This is a genomic window from Oerskovia paurometabola (assembly GCF_016907365.1).
GTDB classification, from domain to species: Bacteria; Actinomycetota; Actinomycetes; order Actinomycetales; family Cellulomonadaceae; genus Oerskovia; species Oerskovia paurometabola.
This window is the reverse complement of record NZ_JAFBBV010000001.1, coordinates 2663792-2683648: the sequence shown is the minus strand read 5'-3', so window position 1 is coordinate 2683648 and position 19857 is coordinate 2663792. Positions and strand designations below refer to the sequence as shown.

The 19857-nt window shown below is 72.9% G+C and carries 18 protein-coding genes; 12 read left to right on the top strand and 6 right to left on the bottom strand.

Annotated elements, in window-relative coordinates:
- The first annotated feature begins 5 nt into the window (after positions 1–5).
- Entirely contained in the window at positions 6–3125 is a 3120-nt protein-coding gene (locus tag JOD48_RS12070) for a bifunctional [glutamine synthetase] adenylyltransferase/[glutamine synthetase]-adenylyl-L-tyrosine phosphorylase (RefSeq protein WP_204809231.1), read from the top strand.
- Here JOD48_RS12070 and JOD48_RS12065 read toward each other — a convergent pair.
- From JOD48_RS12065 to JOD48_RS12045, 5 genes are read right to left on the bottom strand one after another with little or no spacing between them, the layout of a single operon-like run.
- Positions 3110–3943 carry a bestrophin-like domain gene (locus JOD48_RS12065; protein WP_204809229.1) on the bottom strand — a complete coding sequence of 278 codons (834 nt, stop codon included), beginning with the start codon at positions 3941–3943 and terminating at the stop codon, positions 3110–3112. The genes JOD48_RS12070 and JOD48_RS12065 overlap by 16 nt on opposite strands.
- 4 nt (positions 3944–3947) lie before the next feature.
- Positions 3948–4679 carry a hypothetical protein gene (locus tag JOD48_RS12060; RefSeq protein ID WP_191789043.1) on the bottom strand — a complete coding sequence of 244 codons (732 nt, stop codon included), beginning with the start codon at positions 4677–4679 and terminating at the stop codon, positions 3948–3950.
- A gap of 37 nt (positions 4680–4716) precedes the next feature.
- A complete protein-coding gene (locus JOD48_RS12055) occupies positions 4717–5100 on the bottom strand; it encodes an SHOCT domain-containing protein (RefSeq protein WP_191789044.1) in 384 nt (127 codons plus the stop codon).
- 27 nt (positions 5101–5127) lie between these two features.
- Positions 5128–5433 carry an SHOCT domain-containing protein gene (locus tag JOD48_RS12050; protein ID WP_191789045.1) on the bottom strand — a complete coding sequence of 102 codons (306 nt, stop codon included), beginning with the start codon at positions 5431–5433 and terminating at the stop codon, positions 5128–5130.
- Between the two features lie 27 nt (positions 5434–5460).
- Positions 5461–5907 carry a DUF6325 family protein gene (locus JOD48_RS12045; protein ID WP_191789046.1) on the bottom strand — a complete coding sequence of 149 codons (447 nt, stop codon included), beginning with the start codon at positions 5905–5907 and terminating at the stop codon, positions 5461–5463.
- A gap of 258 nt (positions 5908–6165) precedes the next feature.
- Between JOD48_RS12045 and JOD48_RS12040 the strand changes: the two genes are divergently transcribed.
- On the top strand, positions 6166–6486 hold the full coding sequence (locus JOD48_RS12040) for a carboxymuconolactone decarboxylase family protein (RefSeq protein ID WP_030153209.1): 321 nt from the start codon (positions 6166–6168) through the stop codon (positions 6484–6486).
- Between the two features lie 4 nt (positions 6487–6490).
- Here JOD48_RS12040 and JOD48_RS20165 read toward each other — a convergent pair whose 3' ends face one another.
- Positions 6491–8746 (bottom strand): LuxR family transcriptional regulator, encoded by a 2256-nt coding sequence (locus JOD48_RS20165; protein ID WP_204809227.1) that lies wholly within the window; start codon positions 8744–8746, stop codon positions 6491–6493.
- 139 nt (positions 8747–8885) lie between these two features.
- Between JOD48_RS20165 and JOD48_RS12030 the strand changes: the two genes are divergently transcribed.
- From JOD48_RS12030 to JOD48_RS11985, 10 genes are all read left to right on the top strand, one after another.
- Positions 8886–11252 carry an arylsulfatase gene (locus tag JOD48_RS12030; RefSeq protein WP_204810569.1) on the top strand — a complete coding sequence of 789 codons (2367 nt, stop codon included), beginning with the start codon at positions 8886–8888 and terminating at the stop codon, positions 11250–11252.
- 109 nt (positions 11253–11361) lie between these two features.
- Positions 11362–11547 carry a hypothetical protein gene (locus JOD48_RS12025; RefSeq protein ID WP_204809225.1) on the top strand — a complete coding sequence of 62 codons (186 nt, stop codon included), beginning with the start codon at positions 11362–11364 and terminating at the stop codon, positions 11545–11547.
- Position 11548: 1 nt separating this feature from the next.
- On the top strand, positions 11549–12370 hold the full coding sequence (locus JOD48_RS12020; RefSeq protein WP_204809223.1) for an alpha/beta fold hydrolase: 822 nt from the start codon (positions 11549–11551) through the stop codon (positions 12368–12370).
- Positions 12371–12640: 270 nt separating this feature from the next.
- Positions 12641–13153 carry a histidine kinase gene (locus JOD48_RS12015; RefSeq protein ID WP_191789050.1) on the top strand — a complete coding sequence of 171 codons (513 nt, stop codon included), beginning with the start codon at positions 12641–12643 and terminating at the stop codon, positions 13151–13153.
- A 76-nt stretch (positions 13154–13229) separates the two neighbouring features.
- On the top strand, positions 13230–14078 hold the full coding sequence (locus JOD48_RS12010; RefSeq protein ID WP_204809221.1) for a DUF4097 family beta strand repeat-containing protein: 849 nt from the start codon (positions 13230–13232) through the stop codon (positions 14076–14078).
- A gap of 90 nt (positions 14079–14168) precedes the next feature.
- Entirely contained in the window at positions 14169–14993 is an 825-nt protein-coding gene (locus JOD48_RS12005; RefSeq protein WP_191789052.1) for an ABC transporter ATP-binding protein, read from the top strand.
- On the top strand, positions 14990–15829 hold the full coding sequence (locus tag JOD48_RS12000) for an ABC transporter permease (RefSeq protein WP_191789053.1): 840 nt from the start codon (positions 14990–14992) through the stop codon (positions 15827–15829). Before JOD48_RS12005 ends, JOD48_RS12000 begins: the two co-directional genes overlap by 4 nt.
- A 159-nt stretch (positions 15830–15988) precedes the next feature.
- Complete coding sequence (locus JOD48_RS11995) at positions 15989–16930, top strand: 1-phosphofructokinase family hexose kinase (RefSeq protein ID WP_204809218.1); 942 nt, start codon at positions 15989–15991, stop codon at positions 16928–16930.
- 22 nt (positions 16931–16952) lie between these two features.
- Positions 16953–17714, top strand: coding sequence for a 5'/3'-nucleotidase SurE (gene surE / locus JOD48_RS11990; RefSeq protein ID WP_307824123.1), 762 nt, complete (start codon positions 16953–16955; stop codon positions 17712–17714).
- 205 nt (positions 17715–17919) lie between these two features.
- Entirely contained in the window at positions 17920–19809 is a 1890-nt protein-coding gene (locus tag JOD48_RS11985; RefSeq protein WP_204809217.1) for an alkyl/aryl-sulfatase, read from the top strand.
- Positions 19810–19857: the final 48 nt, after the last annotated feature.

Genomic DNA, 19857 nt, shown 5'->3' with positions numbered 1-19857 from the left:
TCGTCATGACCTCGGGGCCCGACGACGTCACGCCCCTCGGGCGCATCGGCGCACCCAACGGGTCGCGCCGCCCCACCCTGAGCTCGCGCCTGCGCCGGCTCGGGTTCGCCGACGTGACCCGCTCGGCGTCGCTGCTCGACGACAAGGACCTCCTGGGCGTCCTCGGGCCGCTGCCCGAGGACGTGCTGGTCGCGCTCGGCGCCACCGCGGACCCCGACCTCGCGCTGCTCCAGCTCGCGCGGCTGTCGTCCGCGGCGGCCGGGGACGAGGCGTCGTGCCAGGCGTTCCGTGACCTGCTCACCGGGGAGCCCCCGGCCACGGAGGGCGCGACCCCCTCCGGGCGCGACCGCCTGCTCGCGGTGCTCGGCGCGTCGGTCGCGCTCGGCGACGAGCTCGTGTCCCACCCGGACCTGCTGGCGGTCGTCGCCGACCCGGCACCCGGGACGGGCGTCGACGCGGGCGCCGTCCGGGCCGAGCTGCTGCGCGCGGTCGAGGCGGACGCCGAGGCCGACGAGCCCGTCGCGGCGCTGCCGGCCCCCGTCGCGACCGACGCCATGCGCCGCGCCTACCGGTCCCGCCTCCTGCGCATCGCCGCGACCGACCTCACGTCGCACGAGCCGCTCACACGGCTGCCGGCCGTGGCGGCGGCGCTCGCGGACCTCGCGGCCGCGGCGCTCGAGGCCTCGCTCGCGATCGCGCGCTCCGAGCTCGACGACCACGGGGCGGGCGTGCGGCTCGCGGTCATGGGCATGGGCAAGTGCGGCGGCCGCGAGCTCAACTACGTCTCGGACGTCGACGTGGTCTACGTCGCCGAACCGGCCGACGGGTACGACGAGGCCTACGCGACGAGCGTCGGCGCGCGGCTCGCGACGGGTCTCGCGCGGGCCTGCCAGGGGACGTCGTCGGAGCCGCCGCTGTGGCCCGTCGACGCGGCGCTGCGCCCCGAGGGCAAGAACGGCCCGCTCGTGCGCACGCTCGCGAGCCACCTCGCGTACTACGAGCGCTGGGCCAAGACGTGGGAGTTCCAGGCGTTGCTCAAGGCGCGCCTGGTCGCGGGCGACCGCGACCTCGGGGCGGCGTACCACGACGCGATCAACCCGTTCGTGTGGTCGGCCGTGACGCGCGAGAACTTCGTCGAGGACTCCCAGGCCATGCGCCGGCGCGTCGAGGACCACGTGCCCGCGGCGGAGGCGGACCGCCAGCTCAAGCTCGGCAAGGGCGGCCTGCGCGACGTCGAGTTCACGGTCCAGCTCCTGCAGCTCGTGCACGGGCGGGCCGACGACTCGATCCGCAGCCCCAGCACCCTCACGGCGCTCGCGGCCCTGGCCGCGGGCGGCTACGTCGGGCGCGAGCACGCGGCGCGCCTCGCGGTCTGCTACCGCTTCCTGCGCTCGCTCGAGCACCGCATCCAGCTCTTCCGGCTGCGCCGCACGCACCTGGTGCCCACGGGCGAGGACGACCTGCGCCGTCTGGCACGGTCGTTGGGCATGCGCGCCGAGGGCGCCGAGGGCCTGCTCGAGCGGTGGCGTTCGACGCGCCGCGAGGTGCGCGCACTGCATGAGGAGCTCTTCTACCGGCCCCTGCTCCCGGCCACGGCCCAGCTCTCGGCCGAGGAGGCGAGCCTCGCGCCGGAGGCGGCCAAGGCGCGCTTCCAGGCGATCGGGTACCGGGACCCGGCGGGTGCGATGCGGCACGTGCTCGCCCTGACCGAGGGAGTGAGCCGGCGTGCCGCGATCCAGCGCCAGCTCCTGCCGGTCATGCTCGGCTGGTTCGCCGAGGGCGCGGACCCCGACGCGGGGCTGCTCAACTTCCGCAAGCTGTCCGAGGAGCTCGGCTCGACGCACTGGTACCTCAAGCTGCTACGGGACTCGGGCTCGGCCGCGTACCGGCTCGCGACGCTCCTCTCGAGCTCGCGGTACATGGCCGACGCGCTGTCCCGTTCCCCCGAGTCGGTGGCCTGGCTCGCCGACGACGCCGACCTGGTCCCGCGCGGGGCCGAGCGCCTCGCGAAGGAGGCCGACGCGATCCTCACGCGCGCCGACGTCGCCGCCCCGGCCGCCACGGCGCTGCGGGCCGTGCGCCGCCGCGAGCTCGCACGCACCGGGGCCGCGGAGATCCTCGGCGTCGTGGACCCGGTCGACGCCGCGCGCGCGATCTCCGACGCCGCCGACCTCGCGCTCGTCGGCGGGCTGCGGGTCGCGCAGTTCGTCGCCCGGGGCGAGCTCGGCGTCGCGGGCCCGGACGACGACCCGGCCCGGTTCGCGATCATCGCCATGGGCCGCCTGGGCGGGCGCGAGATGGGCTACGGCTCGGACGCCGACGTCATGTTCGTCCACGAGCCCGTCGCGGGCGCGAGCGACCGCGACGCACAGGCGTTCGCGCTCGTGGTCGCGACCAGGTTGCGCTCGCTGCTCGGCGACATGGGCCCCGAGCCCGGGCTGCCCGTCGACGCCGACCTGCGCCCCGAGGGACGCAACGGCCCGCTCGTGCGCTCGTTCGACTCCTACGCCGAGTACTACGACCGCTGGTCGGCCCCCTGGGAGTCCCAGGCGCTGCTGCGCGCCCGACCGGCCGCGGGCGACGCGGGGCTCGGCGAGCGGTTCATGACGCTCGTCGACCCGCTGCGCTACCCGGCGGGCGGGCTCGATGCCGCGACCGTGCGCGAGGTGCGGCGCATCAAGGCACGCGTCGAGTCGGAGCGGCTGCCACGCGGCGTCGACCCGTCGCGCCACCTCAAGCTCGGCCGGGGCGGCGTCTCGGACGTCGAGTGGACGGTCCAGCTCCTGCAGCTCCAGCACGCCCACGAGGTCGCGGGCCTGCGCACGACGTCGACCATCGACGCGCTCGAGGCCGCGGCGCTCGCGGGCATCGTCACGCCCGACGACGCCGCGACCCTGGGGGAGTCGTGGCACCTCGCGTCGCGGTTGCGCAGCGCGCTCGTGCTCTGGTCCGGTCGCTCGGGCGGACCCACGGCTGACGTCCTGCCGCACGAGATCCGGGCGCTGTCCGGGCTCGCGCGGGTCATCGGCGACGAGGAGTCCGGGGCCGAGCTCGAGGAGCGCTACCTGCGGACCGCGCGACGGGCCCGGGCCGTCATGGAGCGCGTGTTCTACGGCGAGGACTGAGCCCGGCCCTGCTCGTCGCACGGTGCGTCGACCGTGAGGCCCGCCGCGCTCACCTGCTGGTCGATCAGCACGAGCGTGCGCTGCATCGCCACCGGTTGCAGCTTGCCCACCTGGTGCCCGTGCGGATGGTCGAAGAACACGAGCAGGCTCAGCATCAGGGCGATCACGAGCGTCACGCTGCCCATGAGGACCGACTGTGTGACGGCACCTTCGCCCGAGTCGGCGAAGAACAGCATGAACACGAAGATCGTCGCCGAGATGACGAACAGGACGAGCCACAGGGGCAGCGGGATCAGACCCTCGGCACCGTGGACGCGCGCCTGGCGCGCCTGCTCCCGGTCGGAGGTCTGGTCCATCCACCGGTCGTACGCGGACTGCTCGGTGTCGGTCGCCGGCTCGACGCCGCGGATCGTGCGGAACATCTCGACGCCCCACGGGTTGACGGCCTCGCCCAGCCGCCCGTCGGCCATGGCCTCCCACTCGGTCGTCGCGACCGACCGGGCGTAGCAGACGAGCTGCCCCGAGAGCTCGGCCGCGGCGTCGGGCGGGAGGAACTGCGCGGTCTGGAGCTGCTGCGCGACGACCTGCGCCTCCTCCTCGGCGCCGCTGCGGGCGTCGTCGTAGGACTCGAAGGCCAGGAAGATGATGAAGCCGAGCAGCACCGAGAAGCCCGTCGCGAGCACCCCGAAGACCCCCGACGCCCGGTCGCCGTCGCGGAACCGGCTGCCCTCGGGTGCCCGGGACCGCACGAGGAGCATCGCGGTGACGGTGATCGCGGTCGCGCCGACCGTGACGAGGGCGGCGATCAGGAGGTTCATGGACTCACACCTTGATCGGGTAGGCGAGGAGGACCCCGAGCGTGGCCAGCAGCACCACCGCGCCGAGCCCGACCATGGCGAGCCGCAGACGGGGGGACGCGAGCTTGGCGCCGATCCCGCCGAAGAAGAGCACCGAGGCGCACATGACGGTGGCCAGGACGTAGTTGTCCTTGACGCCGTTCGCCTGGTGGGCCCGCGCGGCCAGTACGTCGGCCTTCTTCTCGAGCCGCTGCGACTCCTGGGACGAGGCCAGGACGTACTCGTCCATCGCGAACGGGCTGGGCGGCGCGGCCGGGTTGGTCGAGGGGTCCTGCGCGACCCACGCCTCGACCGCGGGCTGGAACTCCTCGCGGAAGCGCGCGTAGAGGAACCCCGAGTAGGTCGCCGGGTCCGGCTCGTAGCCAGGGGCCGGTCCGACCCTGCCCTGCTCGGCGTCGAGCGCGCTGAGCCAGTCGGTGAAGAGCTGGACGTCGATGATCGTCTCCTGACCGGCGCGCGTCGAGGCACGGTTGCTCTCGGTGCGCGCCGCGCCGGCCGCGCTGTACGACGTCGCCATCTCGCCGCCCCAGCGCGCGCTCTGGAAGGCCGACCACGCCGTCATGACCGTCGCGATCGCGAGCAGCACCGCGGCGACGAGCTCGAGGTGCCGGTGCACCGACGCCGCCGGGCCGGGGGAGTCGCTGCTCCCGCGGTCGGCGGCGTCGAGGGGGCCGCGCGTGTCGGCGGTGCCGGTCACGTCGGCCCTGCGGCCCGGTCCTGGGACGCCCCGAGCCTCAGGCCAGGGCCTTCGCCTTGAGGGTGGCGAACTCGTTCTCGTCGATCACGCCCGAGTCGAGCAGGGCCTTGGCGTCGGCGATCTGGGTGACCGGCGAGGAGTCGGCCCCCGCCACGCCTCGGATGTAGGCGTCGGTCTGCACCTTGGCCTGCGACATGTCCTGCATCTGGCGCTCGGCCATCCCGCGCCCACGGGCGATGATGTAGACCAGCGCGGAGATGAACGGGACGACGATGAGGGCGACGACCCACAGCGCCTTCCACCAGCCGTTCAGCGTGTGGTCGCGGAAGAGGTCGGCGAGGATCCGGAACAGGATCATCAGGTACATGAAGAAGAAGAACCACCAGACCATCAGCCAGAACCAGTCCATGAAGCTGTCCATGCGAACTCCTCCTCAGGTGGGTGCCGGTCAACCGGCGAGGATCTGGGCCTTCTGCGTCTCGAACTCGGCAGGGCTCAGCACTCCCTGGTCACGCAGCGCGGCGAGCTGCGTGAGCTGGGCGATCTTGGCGTCCATGCCGGCGGAGGCGGGCGCGGGCGCGGGGGCCGGGGCAGGCGGCGGCGCGGCGTAGGTCTGCTGCGGTGCCTGCTGCGGAGGCGGTTCCTCCTGGGCGGACCAGCGGCCGGCCTGACGGCGGGAGACGCGGTTGGAGACGGCGGTCGCGGTACCGGCGACGACGGCGGTGCGCGCGACGCCTCGGATGAGTCCGGGCATGGTGTTCCTCCTCTGTCGGGACGTGGGTCAGGCGTTCTCGGCGGCGTCGAGCGCCGCGAGCACGGCCTGCACCGGGATGCGCCCGCTCGCGACGAGCTGGGCGCCACCGCGGCGCAGGGCGGACGCGAAGGGTGCGGCCCACACGTTCTCGTACACGAGTACGGCCGCAGTCTTCCCGGGCTCGACCGCCTCGGCGGCCTCGGTCAGGTCCTCGTGCCCCAGGAGGCCGGACGAGGCACCCGCGAAGATCTCGAGGCCGGTCGAGCCGTCCTCGAGCTCGTCGAGCTCGACCCCCACCACGCTCCCGTCGTCCTCCTTGCGCAGCACGAGCAGGTCGAGGACACGGATGATCCCCTGCTCGACCAGGTCGACGAGCAGGGGGAAGGCCTCGCCGGTCATGGCGTCGGACTCGAACTCGACGACGAGGTAGTCGATCGGTCCGGTGTCCTGCAGGTCGCTCGGGTCCTGGGTCATGGGTCGTCGGTCCTCTCCTCCGGGACCTCGTTCGCCCCTCACGTCAGGGGCGCCCCGTGCGGGGCGAGGTCGCACGTCTCGTGTCGCTCCTGCCCAGCATCCGGCGCTCGGCGGTCGCCGTCGTCATGCAGACCGCATGAACTTGCTCGCACCGGCACGCGGTGGGCGCGCGGCCGGATCATGTGATCGGGGTGATGCCAGCACGCTGACGGCGTGCGGCAATGGGAGGACGAGACCGGGCGAGAGGATGGCCAGACCGTGGACTACACCGACCGACTTCGGCGCTTCGCGATCAACGACGCGCGCCTCGAGGAGGACCTGGAGCTCGAGTCGACCGTCCTCGAGCCCAAGACGCTCGCGCTGATCCGGCTCGCCGCGCTCGTCGCGGTCGGCGGCGCCGAGCCGACGTACGGCAGCGAGGTCGACGAAGCGGTCACGGCAGGTGCGACCACGGCGGAGATCGTCGACGTCCTCGCCGCGACGATCCCGATCGTCGGGCTGCCGGCCGTCGTGGCCGCGGCCCCCAAGCTCGCGCTCGCGCTCGGCTACGACCCGTTCGACGCGCGCGAGCCGGGGTGAGGGCTCACGCGCCCAGCAGCCCCTGGTCGACCGCGCGCTCCACGGCCTCGCTCCGGCTCGAGACCCCGAGCTTGCGGTAGATCGACCCGATCTCCGAGCTGGCGGTGTTCCGCGACACGAAGAGCCGCTCGCCGATCTCCCGGATCGTGAGGTGGGTCTGGAGGTAGGGCAGGAGCCGCAGCTCCGCGGGTGTGAGCGGAGGTCCGGGGCCTACGGCCGTGCTCGCGTGCTCGGCCGCGTCGAAGGACTTGCGCAGGTCGGCGACCTCGTCGGTCAGCACACCGAGCGACGGCCGACGGAGCAGCACGTCGTCGATCTCGCGCAGGAGGTGCCGGACCGCAGCGACGTCCGCGGTCGCCCAGCTCGTCCGGGCGAGCCTCAGGCGCACGCGCACGGCGAGCGTCGGGAACGCGTACGTGCAGAACGTCCTGGTGCGCATCCCGCGGGTCAGGAGGTCGTTCGTCAGGGCAGGGTCGTGGTCGTGGTGGGCCAGGCGAGCGGCCACCGCGTAGCCGAGCGCGCTCGTGGGGTAGTCGCCCAGCCGGTGGTCCTCGATGGTGGAGAGGACCCGCTGGACCCGGATCCTGGCGCTCTCCCACCGACGGCGGTCCATGTCGAGGTCGGCGAGCTGCGCCTCGGCGTAGACGAGGGTGTCGGCGTCGCCGAGGGCGCTCGCGGCCTCGACCCCGAGCTCGAGGTGCCGGACGGCGGACTCGTCGTCGCCGTTCAGGCGGAGCGCGTCTGCGCTCATCACGAGCGCGGTGTCGCGCCACGAGCTCCACTCGGGCTCGGCCGCCAGGGCGAGACCTACGTCGTCGAGCATCCGTTGCGGGCCGTCCGGGCACCGCAGCGCCCGGTACATGGCCCGCGCCGAGTCGAACGAGGCCGATCCGTCCCCGGGGTCGCCGTCGAACGCGGCCGCGTCCGCCACGGCTCCCCAGTGCTCGGCGGCCGCGGCACGTCCCTCGTACACCGCGACGTACCCGGCGAGCACCGCGAGCGGCGGGTGGCTGCGGATCGCGTCGTCTCCCAGGACGCCCAACCAGCGGTCGATCGTGGAGATCTGCCCGCCCTGGAAGAGGGACATGACGATCCGGGTGACGAGCCGGGCGGCGCGCTCGCGCTCGCCCGTCGCGAGGAGCTGCTCGACGGCGCGCGCCGGGGAGCCGTTCGCCTCGTACCAGTCGGCCGCCCTGAGCCGGAGGTCGTCGGCGAGGTCGGGCTCTGCTGTCAGGAGGTCGTCGAGCAGCAGCTCGCGGAACAGGGCGTGGTAGCGGAACCACCGGCGGTGCTGGTCGAGCGGGACGAGGAAGAGGTGCGCGGACTCGAGCTCGCGCAGGTGCCGCAGCGACGAGCTCTCTCCGAGGACGGCGTCGCACAGCGGGGCAGTCAGGTCGTCGAGGATCGCGGTGCGACGCAGGAACTGCCGCGTCTCGTCGGGCAGTCGTCGAAGCGCTTCTCGTTGGAGGTAGTCCGCGACGTACCGGTCGGTGCCCGTGACGGCCGCCGCGTCCGCCCCGTCCCCGCCGTCGCGTGCGACGAGGGCCGCGAGGTGCACCCCCACGGGCCAGCCCTCGGTCCGTGTCCGGACGGCGGCCGCGACGTCGGGAGTGAGGCGCACGTCCGACGCGGCGAACACCTGAGCGGTGCCCTCGGCGTCGAGAGCGAGCTCGTGCACCCCGAGCTCGACCGTCTCGTCCGTCGCGCGCAGGCGCGCCAGGTGGGGTTGCTCGTCGCGGCTCGCGGCGACGAGCTGCGACCCGTCGGGGATGCCCGCGACCACGATGCCCAGCACGTCGTGGCAGGCGGCGGACCGCACCTCGTGCAGGTCGTCGAGCACCAGGACGAAGGCGGCAGGGCTCGTGCGAAGGACCGACGCCAGGTGAGGGGCCGCTCGCCCCAGCAGCGAGGCGTCGGGTCCGGTCATGTCCGTGCCGAGGTCCGGCAGCCCGATCCCGTGGCGGGCGACGGCGGCGGCCAGCACCGACAGCAGGGTCAGGGGCGCGTCGTCGAACCGGTCGAGCGTGAGCCACACGACCGTCCGCGGTTCGCTCGCGGCCCACTCGGCGAGGAACGTGGACTTGCCGTAGCCCGGGGGAGCGGTGACCCCGACGACCCGTCGTCCGCTCGCGCGCGCCGCGTCGATCAGCGGGGCCCGGCTCACGACCGGCGCTCCTGTCCGGGGCACGGTGAGCTTGGCGTCGAGGAGCTGACGGTCGAGCTCCACGGTCGTCGGCGCCGTCCACGGCTCCTTGTTCACGTCATTCACGATAGGGCGCGGGCCCCCGGAGCGCCCGGGGGAGCAGGGGGATCACCTGGTCTGGGGGATGCCCCGGGGCGTTTCCGTTCCTAGCGTGGGACGCATCCACGTCTCGTCGCCCGACCGAGCGGAGTCCCTCATGCGTCCCGACCAGCACGCCCGCACGATGCTGCCCGTCCCGGACCGGCCTGCTCCCGGGCTCACGACCTACGACGCGAAGGATCCCGACACGTCGTTCCCGCCCATCGAGCCGCTGCTCCCCCCGGAGGGGGCACCGAACGTCCTGGTGATCCTGCTCGACGACGTGGGCTTCGGGGCGTCGAGCGCGTTCGGCGGCCCCTGTCGTACCCCCACCGCGGAGCGGCTCGCGGCCGGCGGGCTGCGCTTCAACCGGTTCCACACGACCGCGCTCTGCGCGCCGACCCGGCAGGCGCTGCTGACGGGCCGCAACCACCACTCCGTCGGCATGGGCAGCATCACCGAGACCGCGACGTCGGCCCCCGGCAACAGCTCGGTGCGACCCAACACCAAGGCACCGCTCGCGATGACCCTCAAGCTCAACGGGTACTCGACGGCCCAGTTCGGCAAGTGCCACGAGGTGCCGGTGTGGCAGTCCTCGCCCATGGGTCCCTTCGACGCGTGGCCCTCCGGGGGCGGCGGGTTCGAGACGTTCTACGGCTTCATCGGGGGCGAGAACAACCAGTGGGACCCGGCGCTGTACGACGGGACGACGCCCGTCGAGCCGCCCGCCACGCCCGAGGAGGGGTACCACCTGACCGAGGACCTCACGGACCGTGCGGTCGGCTGGGTGCGCCAGCAGAAGGCGCTCATGCCCGACCGGCCGTTCTTCGTGTACTTCGCGCCGGGTGCGACGCACGCCCCGCACCACGTCCCCAAGGAGTGGGCGGACCGCTACGCGGGCCGGTTCGACGACGGCTGGGACGTGGAGCGCGAGCGCACGTTCACGCGCCAGCAGGAGCTCGGCGTGGTCCCGGCCGAGGCCGAGCTCACGGTGCGCAACCCGCAGATCCCGGCCTGGGACGACATGCCCGACGACCTCAAGCCCGTGCTCGTGCGGGAGATGGAGGTCTACGCGGGGTTCCTCGAGCACACCGACCACCACGTGGGCCGGCTCGTCGACGCGCTCGACGACCTCGGGATCCTCGACGACACGCTGATCTACTACATCATCGGCGACAACGGGGCCTCGGCCGAGGGGACCCTGAACGGCGCGTTCAACGAGATGGCGAACTTCAACGGCATGGCGGCCCTCGAGACGCCGGAGTTCCTTCGCTCCAAGGTCGACGAGTTCGGGTCGCCGTCGTCGTACAACCACTACGCGGTCGGCTGGGCGTGGGCCATGGACACGCCGTTCCAGTGGACCAAGCAGGTCGCCTCGCACTGGGGCGGGACGCGCAACGGCACGATCGTCCACTGGCCCGCGCGGATCACGGAGGGGGACGGGCTGCGCTCGCAGTTCACGCACGTCATCGACGTGGCCCCCACGATCCTCGAGGCCGCGGGGCTGCCCGAGCCGACGAGCGTCAACGGGGTCCAGCAGTCGCCCATGGAGGGCACGAGCATGCTCTACGCGTTCGACGACGCGCAGAGCCCCGAGCGGCACGACCTGCAGTACTTCGAGATGTTCGCGAACCGCGGGATCTACTTCAAGGGGTGGAGCGCCGTGACCAAGCACCGCACCCCGTGGCTCCTGGTCGGCGGCGAGGTGCCAGCGTTCGACGACGACGTCTGGGAGCTCTACGACGGGCGCACCGACTACAGCCAGGCGCACGACCTCGCCGCCGAGCAGCCCGAGAGGCTCGCGGGGCTCCAGCGGCTGTGGCTCATCGAGGCGACCAAGTACGGCGTGCTCCCCATGGACGACCGCACGGGCGAGAGGCTGGACCCCGCGTCCGCGGGCCGCCCCACGCTCGTCCACGGCACGTCGCAGCAGTTCTTCGCCGGGATGGGGAGGCTCTCCGAGAGCAGCGTTGTCAGCATCAAGAACCGTTCGTTCTCGGTCACGGCCGAGGTCGAGGTCCCGGCCTCGGGCGTCGAGGGTGTGATCATCGCCCAGGGCGGCCGGTTCGGCGGGTGGTCGCTCTACGCCAAGGAGGGACGGGCGAAGTTCGTCTACAACGTCCTGGGCATCCAGGAATTCGCGATCACCGCGGACCGCCCGGTCCCCGCGGGCACGCACCAGGTCCGCGTGGAGTTCGCGTACGACGGCGGGGGGCTCGGCAAGGGCGGGGACGTCACGCTGTACTACGACGGCGAGCTCGCGGGAGCCGGCCGCGTCGGGGCGACCCAGCCCATGATCTTCTCCGCGGACGAGACGACCGACGTCGGGTACGAGTCGGGGACACCGGTCACGTCCGACTACACGACCCGGGGGAGCCGTTTCACGGGCAGGATTGGCTGGGTCCAGATCGACCTGGGCGACGACGACCACGACCACTTCATCGACCCCGACGAGCGCCTGCGGATCGTGATGGCACGCCAGTGACCGGTCGGTGAGGGGCTTCCCCGCCCGCGCACGGCCCGACGGCGCCGCTCGCCTCGCAGGAGAGCGGCGCCGTCGAAGGCCAGCGGTGCGTGGCGCTGCGGATCCCCGGATGCGCACGCGCACCGCCGGGCGCACGCTGAGATCTCCATCCGGCGCGACCACGGCGGGACCCCTGCGCGAGTCGAGCAGATGCTCGAGGGTGCGCGGCGCCGTCGGGAGCCGGACCATGACCGTCGAAGGAGCGGCCGAGGGCGCCGAGGCGACCCTCACGTGGCTCGAGGAACAGGAGATCTGACATGCCCTTCATCACCACCGCCGACGACACCCGCATCTTCTACAAGGACTGGGGGAGCGGGCAGCCCGTCGTGTTCAGCCACGGCTGGCCCCTGAACGCCGACGCCTGGGACGGGCAGCTCAACCTGGTCGCCTCCCACGGCTTCTGCGGGATCGCGCACGACCGGCGCGGGCACGGCCGCTCGACCCAGACGTGGGACGGCAACGACATGGACACCTACGCGGACGACCTCGCCGCGCTCCTCGAGGCCCTCGACCTGACCGACGTCGTCCTCGTCGGCCACTCCACGGGCGGGGGAGAGGTGACCCGCTACCTCGGCCGTCACGGCACGGGCCGCGTCGCGAAGGCCGTGCTGCTCGGGGCGGTGCCGCCGCTCATGCTCCAGACCCCGGACAACCCCGACGGCGCCCCGATCGAGGCGCTGGACCAGATCCGTGCCGCGCTCCTCGCCGACCGGTCGCAGTTCTACCAGGACCTGTCGGTCGCGTTCTACGGCGGGAACCGGGAGGGCTCGGCGCTGACCCAGGGGGTGCGGGACCAGTTCTGGCGCCTGTCGATGCAGGCAGGGCTCAAGGCCGCCTACGACTGCGTCGAGCAGTTCTCCGAGACCGACTTCACCGCGGACCTGCGCTCGATCGACGTCCCGGTGCTCGTGGTGCACGGCGACGACGACCAGATGGTGCCCATCGGGGCCTCCGCGCTCAAGACGGTCGAGCTGCTCCAGGACGCGACGCTCGTCGTGCACGAGGGGCGCCCGCACGGGCTGTTCGGCGAGTACGAGGCCGAGTTCGACGCGGACCTCCTCGCGTTCCTCGGGTCCTGACGTCGCGTCCCCGGCACGCGGGGCGCTCGCGGGACCGCCGAGGCTTGCACTTCCCCCACCCTGCCCGACGGCGTCGCTCGCCCTCGCGGTGAGCCGCGCCGTCGGGCTGTGCGGCCTGGGGCGCGGCGTTGTGCTGCGCAGATCGGGTCGACCGGGATCAGCCTTCTGACCTGCCCTTTTACCAGCATGGCGTCTTGATGACACCACTTTCTCAGATGGATGACGCCATTTCTCTTGCGGTGACACCATTGATGGTGTCATAGTGGCGTCATGGAACTTACGAGATACGTCGACGAGCTGCAGCACCAGCTCGCCACCGCAGCCGCCGCCGGCGGGGACGAGGCCCGTGAGCTCGCCGGCCGCCTGTCGGCCCCGCTCGACGCCGCCGTTCGGCTCGTCCTGCTCGAAGCCCTCTCGACCGCGGCCACCGAGATCACGGCCGAGCTCGCGCCGGGGGCGGTCGACGTCCGGCTCCGAGGGCGTGACCCCGAGTTCATCGTGACTCCCGCACCGACCTCGGCCTTCGAGGAGGACGCCGCCCCGGCGGCCGAGCCCGCCCGGGCGGCGGTGCTCGACCCCGACGACGTCAGCACGTCCCGCACGACGCTCCGCCTGCCCGACCAGCTCAAGGTGCAGGTCGAGGAAGCGGCAGCCCGTGAGGGCATGTCCGTCAACACGTGGCTCGTGCGCGCGGTCGCCGCCGCGCTCGCTCCCGTCGCCCCGTCCCGCCCGGCTCCCCGGGCCACCAGCACCTCCGGTCGCGTGACCGGCTGGGTGCGCTGACCTACCACCCACCACCGCCACACCCCGCGCCCCGCCTTCCCGGGGCGGACACGCTCACCCCTCTGGAGGATCCGTCATGCCCACTTTCGCCGCCCCCACGCCCGTCCCGGTCGTCATCGACGTCCCCTTCGGCAACCTGTACGTCGTCGCCGGCGAACGGGACGACGTCGTCGTGACCGTCCTGCCGGCCGACCCGAGCAAGTCCGGCTCGGTCCGTGCCGCCGAGGAGACCCGCGTCGAGCGCGACGGCGACGCCATCGCGATCGTCTACCCCAACGCCTGGAAGCAGTACGTCCTGCCGTTCGCCTCCGGTGGCGCGAAGGTCACCATCGAGCTCCCCGCGGGGTCGGACCTGCGCGGCAAGGCCGGCTCCCTCTACGCGGAGGGCCGGCTCGGGACCGTCGACCTCAACCTCAACGGTGGCAACGCCCGGCTCGACGACGTCGACCGCCTCGACATCAAGGTCTCGGCCGGGTCGCTCAGCGTCGGCCGGGTCTCCGGCACCGTCGAGGCCACCGTCTCGGCGGGCGGCCTGCGCGTCCGCGAGCTCGACGGCGACGCGACCGTCAAGGTGCCCAACGGCACCACCGAGATCGGCAGGACGACCGGGAGCCTGCGCGTCAACGGCGCGCACGGGGACATCTCGATCGACCGGTCGCACGGTGAGACCGTCGTCAAGTGCGCGCACGGCGGGATCCGCGTCGAGCAGGCCGTGAACGGTCGCGTCCAGCTCGAGAGCTCGTACGGGTCGATCGAGGTCGGCGTGCCCGAGGGCACGGCCGCCTGGCTCGACGCGACCTCCCAGCACGGCCAGGTTCGCAACCTCCTGCAGGACGCCGCCGGTCCCGGCGAGTCCGACCTGACGGTCGAGGTCCGCGCAGGCACCAGCTACGGCGACGTGATCGTGCGCCGCCCGCACGCCTGAGGCCGCCTCTCCTCCCTGTCCTCAGCAGAAGTGCTCTCCCCGCTCGTCACTGCTCCACCCGCTCGTCCACCACCCTCGAAGGAGAAGCTCATGACCACCACAGTCCGCGGACCCGCGATCGAGGTCGCCGGCCTGCGCAAGTCCTACCGCTCGAAGTCCGGCACCCAGCTCGTGCTCGACGGCGTCGACCTCGTCGTCCCGGCCGGGACGATCACCGCGCTGCTCGGCCCCAACGGCTCGGGCAAGACGACGACCGTGGGCGTCCTGTCGACCCTGCTCGCCGCCGACGCCGGCACTGTCCGCGTCGCGGGCCACGACATCGCGCGCGAGCCGGACGCCGTCCGTGCCTCGATCGGCGTGACCGGCCAGATCACGGCCGTCGACGAGCTGCTCACCGGCACCGAGAACCTGCGGCTCATGGCCGACCTCAACCACCTCGGGAAGTCCGCCGGACGTCGCCGCGCGACCGCGCTGCTCGAGCAGTTCGGTCTCGCCGAGGCCGCGGGCAAGCCCGTGGCCACCTACTCGGGGGGCATGAAGCGCAAGCTCGACCTCGCGATGACGCTCGTCGGCACACCGTCGGTCGTCTTCCTCGACGAGCCGACGACGGGTCTCGACCCCCGCAGCCGACGCACTCTGTGGGACGAGGTGCGCGCGCTCGTCGAGGGCGGCACCACGATCCTGCTCACCACGCAGTACCTCGAGGAGGCGGACCGGCTCGCCGACTCCGTCGCGGTCCTCCACGGCGGCCGCATCGTCGCCGAGGGCACGCCCGCCGAGCTCAAGTCCGTGCACGACGCGGGCTCGCTCGACGAGGTCTTCCTGGCACTGACCGAACCGCCCACCGAGGAGGAGGCCGGCAGCGACGCCGCTGCCGCCGCCGGTCCGACACAGGACAAGGAGAACGTCCGATGACTGCCATCGCCACCACCGCCCCCACCACCACGGCCCGGCCCCGTCCGGTCGCCGACGTCGGGACCATGCTGCGCCGCAGCCTGCTGCGCGCCGTGCGCTACCCGGGCCTGACGGTCTTCATCGTCGGCGGCCCGATGGTCATGCTGCTGCTCTTCGTCTACGTCTTCGGCGGGGCGTTCGGTGCCGGCGTGGCTCCCGGGATCACGCCCGGCGCCGACGGCCGGGCTGCCTACCTGGACTACATCACGCCGACGCTCCTGGTCATCACCGTCGTCGGGGGCGCGACGTCAGTCGCGGTGAGCGCCGCGATGGACGCCGCGAGCGGCATCATGTCCCGGTTCAAGACCATGGCGATCTCGCCCGGGTCCATCCTCTCGGGGCACGTCCTCGGGTTCGCCGTGCAGGCCCTGATCGCCGTGGTCCTCGTGCTCGGAGCCGCAATCGCCATGGGCTACCGCCCCCAGGCCGACGCGCTCGACTGGCTTGCCCTCCTGGGCCTGTTCGTCCTGCTCGGGATCTGCCTCAACTGGCTGTGCGTCGCCATGGGGCTCAACGCCCGCAGCGTCGAGACCGCGAGCAACACGCCCATGCTCCTGCTGCTCCTGCCCTTCCTCGGCAGCGGGTTCGTGCCCGTCGAGACCATGCCGACGGCCGTGCGCTGGTTCGCCGAGCACCAGCCCTTCACGCCCATCATCGACACCGTGCGCGGGCTGCTCGCCGGGGGAGCGGGGCTCGCGGGCTCGACCGCGGTGCAGGCCGTGGCCTGGTCCGTCGTGATCGGCGTCGCGGGCTACGTGTGGGCGCGCGTGCTCTTCCGTCGCGAGCGTCGCCTCTGAGACGGGGACCGCGAGCCTCGGCGCGGTGAGCGCCGACGGCAGGACCGAGGGCCGGACGCGCAGGCGTCCGGCCCTCGGTCCTGCGGCGTGTGACCAGTCGCACATCCGAGCGGCGCCCCTCGCCAGGTGACCGCCGACCACCCGCCCTAGGCTCGGTCGATGACGACGGACCCCCGCGAACCGACCGTGTGCGTGCTCGCGCTCACGCCCCTCCTGGCGATCGAGATCGAGCCCGCAGGGCCGCACGAGACGTCGCCCGAGATCCACGTCCACCCCGGTGGCCAAGGGTTGTGGCTCGCGCGGATGGCGTACTCGCTCGGTGCGCACGCGATCGTGTGCGGGCCCTTCGGCGGCGAGACGGGGACGGTGGCCGCGCACCTGGCCCGCGCCGAGAACCTCGACCTCCGCGTGACCTCGACCGGCGCCAACGGGGCGTTCGTGCACGACCGGCGCAGCGGCGACCGGACCGAGGTCGTGGCCATGGAGCCCTTCCCCCTGAACCGGCACGAGGTCGACGACCTGTACGGCACGGTGCTCGTCGCGGCGCTCGACGCGGCGGTCACCATCCTCACCGGGTCGAGCACCCCTGTGGGTGTCCCGCCGGACTTCTTCGGCCGGCTGACCAAGGACCTGCACGCGGCAGAGCGTCAGGTCGTGGCGGACCTGTCGGGGGCCGAGGCCCACGCGGTCGCCCAGGAGCCCGGCGCGGTCCTGAAGATCAGCCACGAGGAGATGGTCGAGGGAGGCTTCGCGCCCGACGACGGCGAGCGGTCGCTGCGCACGGCGGCCGACGAGATGGTGGCCGCGGGTCCGCGGGCCGTGATCGTCTCTCGTGCCGAGGCGCCGTCGCTCCTGGTGACGCGGGAGCGCAGCTACACCGTGCAGAGCCCGTCCGTCACGACCGTGGACCACCGTGGGGCGGGCGACTCGATGACGGCGGGGATCGCCGTCGGGCTCGCGCGGGGGATGGACCTGCCCGACGCCGTGCGCCTGGGCGCTGCGGCCGGAGCCCTCAACGTGACCCGGCGCGGGCTGGGCACGGGGCACCGCGACCAGATCGAACGCTTCGCGCACCGCGTGACGGTACGCGAGACCCACTGACCGCACCGGACGACAGGAGGCCATGATGCGCGCACTCATCACGAACGACGACGGGATCGACTCCCCGGGCCTGGCGGTGCTCGCCGGGGCGGCGCTCGACGCGGGGTACGAGGTCGTGGTCGCGGCACCCGCCCGCGAGTCCTCGGGCGCGAGCGCGGCCCTGCTGGGGGCCGAGGAGGACGGCCGCCTGGTCGTCGAGCCCCGGAGCGCCCCGGGCCTGCCCGACGGCGTGACGTCCCTCGCCGTCCGGGCCGCCCCCGCGCTCATCGCCTTCGTCGCGGCGTACGGCGGCTTCGGCGCCAAGCCGGACCTGGTCCTGTCGGGCGTGAACAAGGGTGCGAACACGGGCAACGCGATCCTGCACTCCGGGACGGTGGGCGCGGCCATGTCCGCGACGACCCACGGCATCGCGTCGGTCGCGGTGTCCATGGACGCCGCCGAGCCCCGCCACTGGGAGACCGCGCGCCTCGTGACGGACCACGTCGTGGAGTGGGTGGGCCGCACGCCGCTCGGTCGCCGGGTCGTGAACGTCAACGTCCCCGACCGCGCTCCCGCCGACCTCCGGGGCCTGCGCCAGGCGCCGCTCGCGAGCTTCGGGCTCGTCCAGGCGCGCATCCGCGAGAACGACGACCGCAACCTGTCCCTCCAGTACTCGGGGACGGAGCGGCACTCCGAGCCGGACTCCGACACGGGGCTGCTCACGCGCGGCTGGGCGACCGTGACGCTGCTGCTCGCGCCGTACGCCGACGTGAGCCTCGAGGTGCCGGGGCTGCCCGGGCCGTAGCCCGCTCAGGTGCGGTGCCCCGCCGTGCCGCAGCCGGTCCCCGCGCCGTCGGGGCGGGCTGCCCTGGCGGTCGACCGGGGACGGCGCGGGGACGAGGGTGCGCCGAGGGCGGCAAGGTGGTCGTGCGCGCGCCAGTTCGACACCGCTGAGACCCACCTCACACTTTGCGGGTGCGCAGTCCACGGGTGGCTGTAATGCTGCCAACATGTCAGCAGCCAAGCCAGCCTCCCACGCCATCGTCCGGCAGCAGCAGGTCTTGCGAGACAGCCTGCCCTTCCAGGACACCCAGGACTTCGACGACGTCTCCCGCGGGTTCCTCGGCCGACGCACACCGAACGCGGTGACCGCCGCGGACGGCCGCGTCGTCTGGGACAACGACACCTACGACTTCCTCCAGGGCGAGGCCCCGGACACGGTCAACCCGAGCCTGTGGCGCCAGTCCCGGCTCGTCGCGACGCAGGGTCTGTTCGAGGTCGTCGAGGGCATCTACCAGGTGCGCGGCTTCGACCTCTCGAACGTCACCTTCATCGAGGGCGAGACCGGCGTGATCGTGCTGGACCCCCTCATCTCGACCGAGACGGCCGCCGCGGCGCTCGCGCTGTACCGCGAGCACCGCGGGGACCGTCCCGTCACGGGAGTGGTCTACACCCACTCGCACGTCGACCACTTCGGCGGGGTCAAAGGGGTCACGACCCAGGAGGACGTCGACGCCGGGCGCGTCCCGGTCCTCGCTCCCGAGGGGTTCACCGAGCACGCCGTCTCCGAGAACGTCTATGCGGGCACGGCCATGGGCCGCAGGTCGGGCTACATGTACGGGGCGGCGCTTGCGCGCGGACCGCAGGGACAGGTCGGGGCGGGGCTCGGTCAGACGACGTCGACGGGAACCATCACCCTCGTCGCCCCGACCGTGGACATCACCACGACCGGCGAGGAGAAGACGGTCGACGGCGTCCGGATGATCTTCCAGATGGCCCCGGATACCGAGGCACCGTCCGAGATGCTCGTCTACTTCCCTGACCACCGCGCGCTCTGCGCGGCCGAGGACGCGACGCACAACCTGCACAACCTGCTGACGCTGCGCGGCGCCGTCGTGCGCGACCCGCACGCCTGGGCGCACTACCTCACCGAGTCGATCGAGCTCTTCGGCGACGACCTCGAGGTCGTCTTCGCGTCCCACCACTGGCCCACCTGGGGCAACGAACGCATCCTCGAGTACCTGAACGTCCAGCGAGACCTCTACGCGTACCTCCACGACCAGACCCTGAGGCTCCTCAACCAGGGGCTGACCGGGATCGAGATCGCCGAGGTGATCACGCTGCCCCCGGCGCTCGAGAAGGCATGGAGCACCCGCGGCTACTACGGCTCGGTGAGCCACAACGTCAAGGCCATCTACCAGCGGTACATGGGCTGGTACGACGGGAACCCGTCGAGCCTGTGGCGGCACCCCCCGGTGGAGGCAGGCAAGCGCTACGTGGCGCTCGGGGGTGGTGCGGACGCCGTGGTCGCCTCTGCGCAGGCGGCCTTCGACGAGGGCGACTACCGGTGGGTCGCCGAGATCCTGAACCACGTCGTCTTCGCCGAACCCGACCACGGCGGAGCACGCGAGCTGCTCGCCGACACCTACGAGCAGCTCGGGTACGGGGCGGAGAACGGCACCTGGCGCAACGTCTACCTCTCCGGGGTGACCGAGCTGCGCGACGGACCCTTCGGCACCCCCACCGTCACCGGGTCCCAGGACATGGTCGCGCAGCTCTCGCCCACGATGCTCTTCGACGCCCTCGCGATCCAGGTCGACGGGCCCCGTGCGTGGGACGAGAACCTGTCGATCGACGTCGTGCTCACCGACATCGACGAGCGGTACCGTCTGCGCCTCGCCAACGGGGTGCTCACCTACGGGACGGCGGTCCACAAGAGCCCGGCCGACGTCACGCTCACCGGGACCGGGCGCGCTCTGCCGGTCCTGGCGAGCGGGCACGTCACCCCGGACACGCTCGCCCAGGCGGGCATCGAGCTCAGCGGCGACGCCTCCGTGCTCGGCCGGCTCGCCGCCGTCCTGGACCCGGGCGACAAGGACTTCGCGATCGTCACCCCCTGACCGTCGGACGGGTCGTGCCGGTCGCCGCCCCGGCGACCGGCACGAGCC

Excerpts from the sequence above, each read along its gene's own strand:
- JOD48_RS12070 (WP_204809231.1), top strand. The coding sequence starts at position 6 with ATGACCTCGGGGCCCGACGACGTCACGCCCCTCGGGCGCATCGGCGCA.
- JOD48_RS12065 (WP_204809229.1), bottom strand. The coding sequence starts at position 3,943 with ATGAACCTCCTGATCGCCGCCCTCGTCACGGTCGGCGCGACCGCGATC.
- JOD48_RS12055 (WP_191789044.1), bottom strand. The coding sequence starts at position 5,100 with ATGGACAGCTTCATGGACTGGTTCTGGCTGATGGTCTGGTGGTTCTTC.
- JOD48_RS12050 (WP_191789045.1), bottom strand. The coding sequence starts at position 5,433 with ATGCCCGGACTCATCCGAGGCGTCGCGCGCACCGCCGTCGTCGCCGGT.
- JOD48_RS12045 (WP_191789046.1), bottom strand. The coding sequence starts at position 5,907 with ATGACCCAGGACCCGAGCGACCTGCAGGACACCGGACCGATCGACTAC.
- JOD48_RS12030 (WP_204810569.1), top strand. The coding sequence starts at position 8,886 with ATGCGTCCCGACCAGCACGCCCGCACGATGCTGCCCGTCCCGGACCGG.
- JOD48_RS12025 (WP_204809225.1), top strand. The coding sequence starts at position 11,362 with ATGCGCACGCGCACCGCCGGGCGCACGCTGAGATCTCCATCCGGCGCG.
- JOD48_RS12020 (WP_204809223.1), top strand. The coding sequence starts at position 11,549 with ATGCCCTTCATCACCACCGCCGACGACACCCGCATCTTCTACAAGGAC.
- JOD48_RS12015 (WP_191789050.1), top strand. The coding sequence starts at position 12,641 with ATGGAACTTACGAGATACGTCGACGAGCTGCAGCACCAGCTCGCCACC.
- JOD48_RS12010 (WP_204809221.1), top strand. The coding sequence starts at position 13,230 with ATGCCCACTTTCGCCGCCCCCACGCCCGTCCCGGTCGTCATCGACGTC.
- JOD48_RS12005 (WP_191789052.1), top strand. The coding sequence starts at position 14,169 with ATGACCACCACAGTCCGCGGACCCGCGATCGAGGTCGCCGGCCTGCGC.
- JOD48_RS12000 (WP_191789053.1), top strand. The coding sequence starts at position 14,990 with ATGACTGCCATCGCCACCACCGCCCCCACCACCACGGCCCGGCCCCGT.
- JOD48_RS11995 (WP_204809218.1), top strand. The coding sequence starts at position 15,989 with ATGACGACGGACCCCCGCGAACCGACCGTGTGCGTGCTCGCGCTCACG.
- surE (WP_307824123.1), top strand. The coding sequence starts at position 16,953 with ATGATGCGCGCACTCATCACGAACGACGACGGGATCGACTCCCCGGGC.
- JOD48_RS11985 (WP_204809217.1), top strand. The coding sequence starts at position 17,920 with ATGTCAGCAGCCAAGCCAGCCTCCCACGCCATCGTCCGGCAGCAGCAG.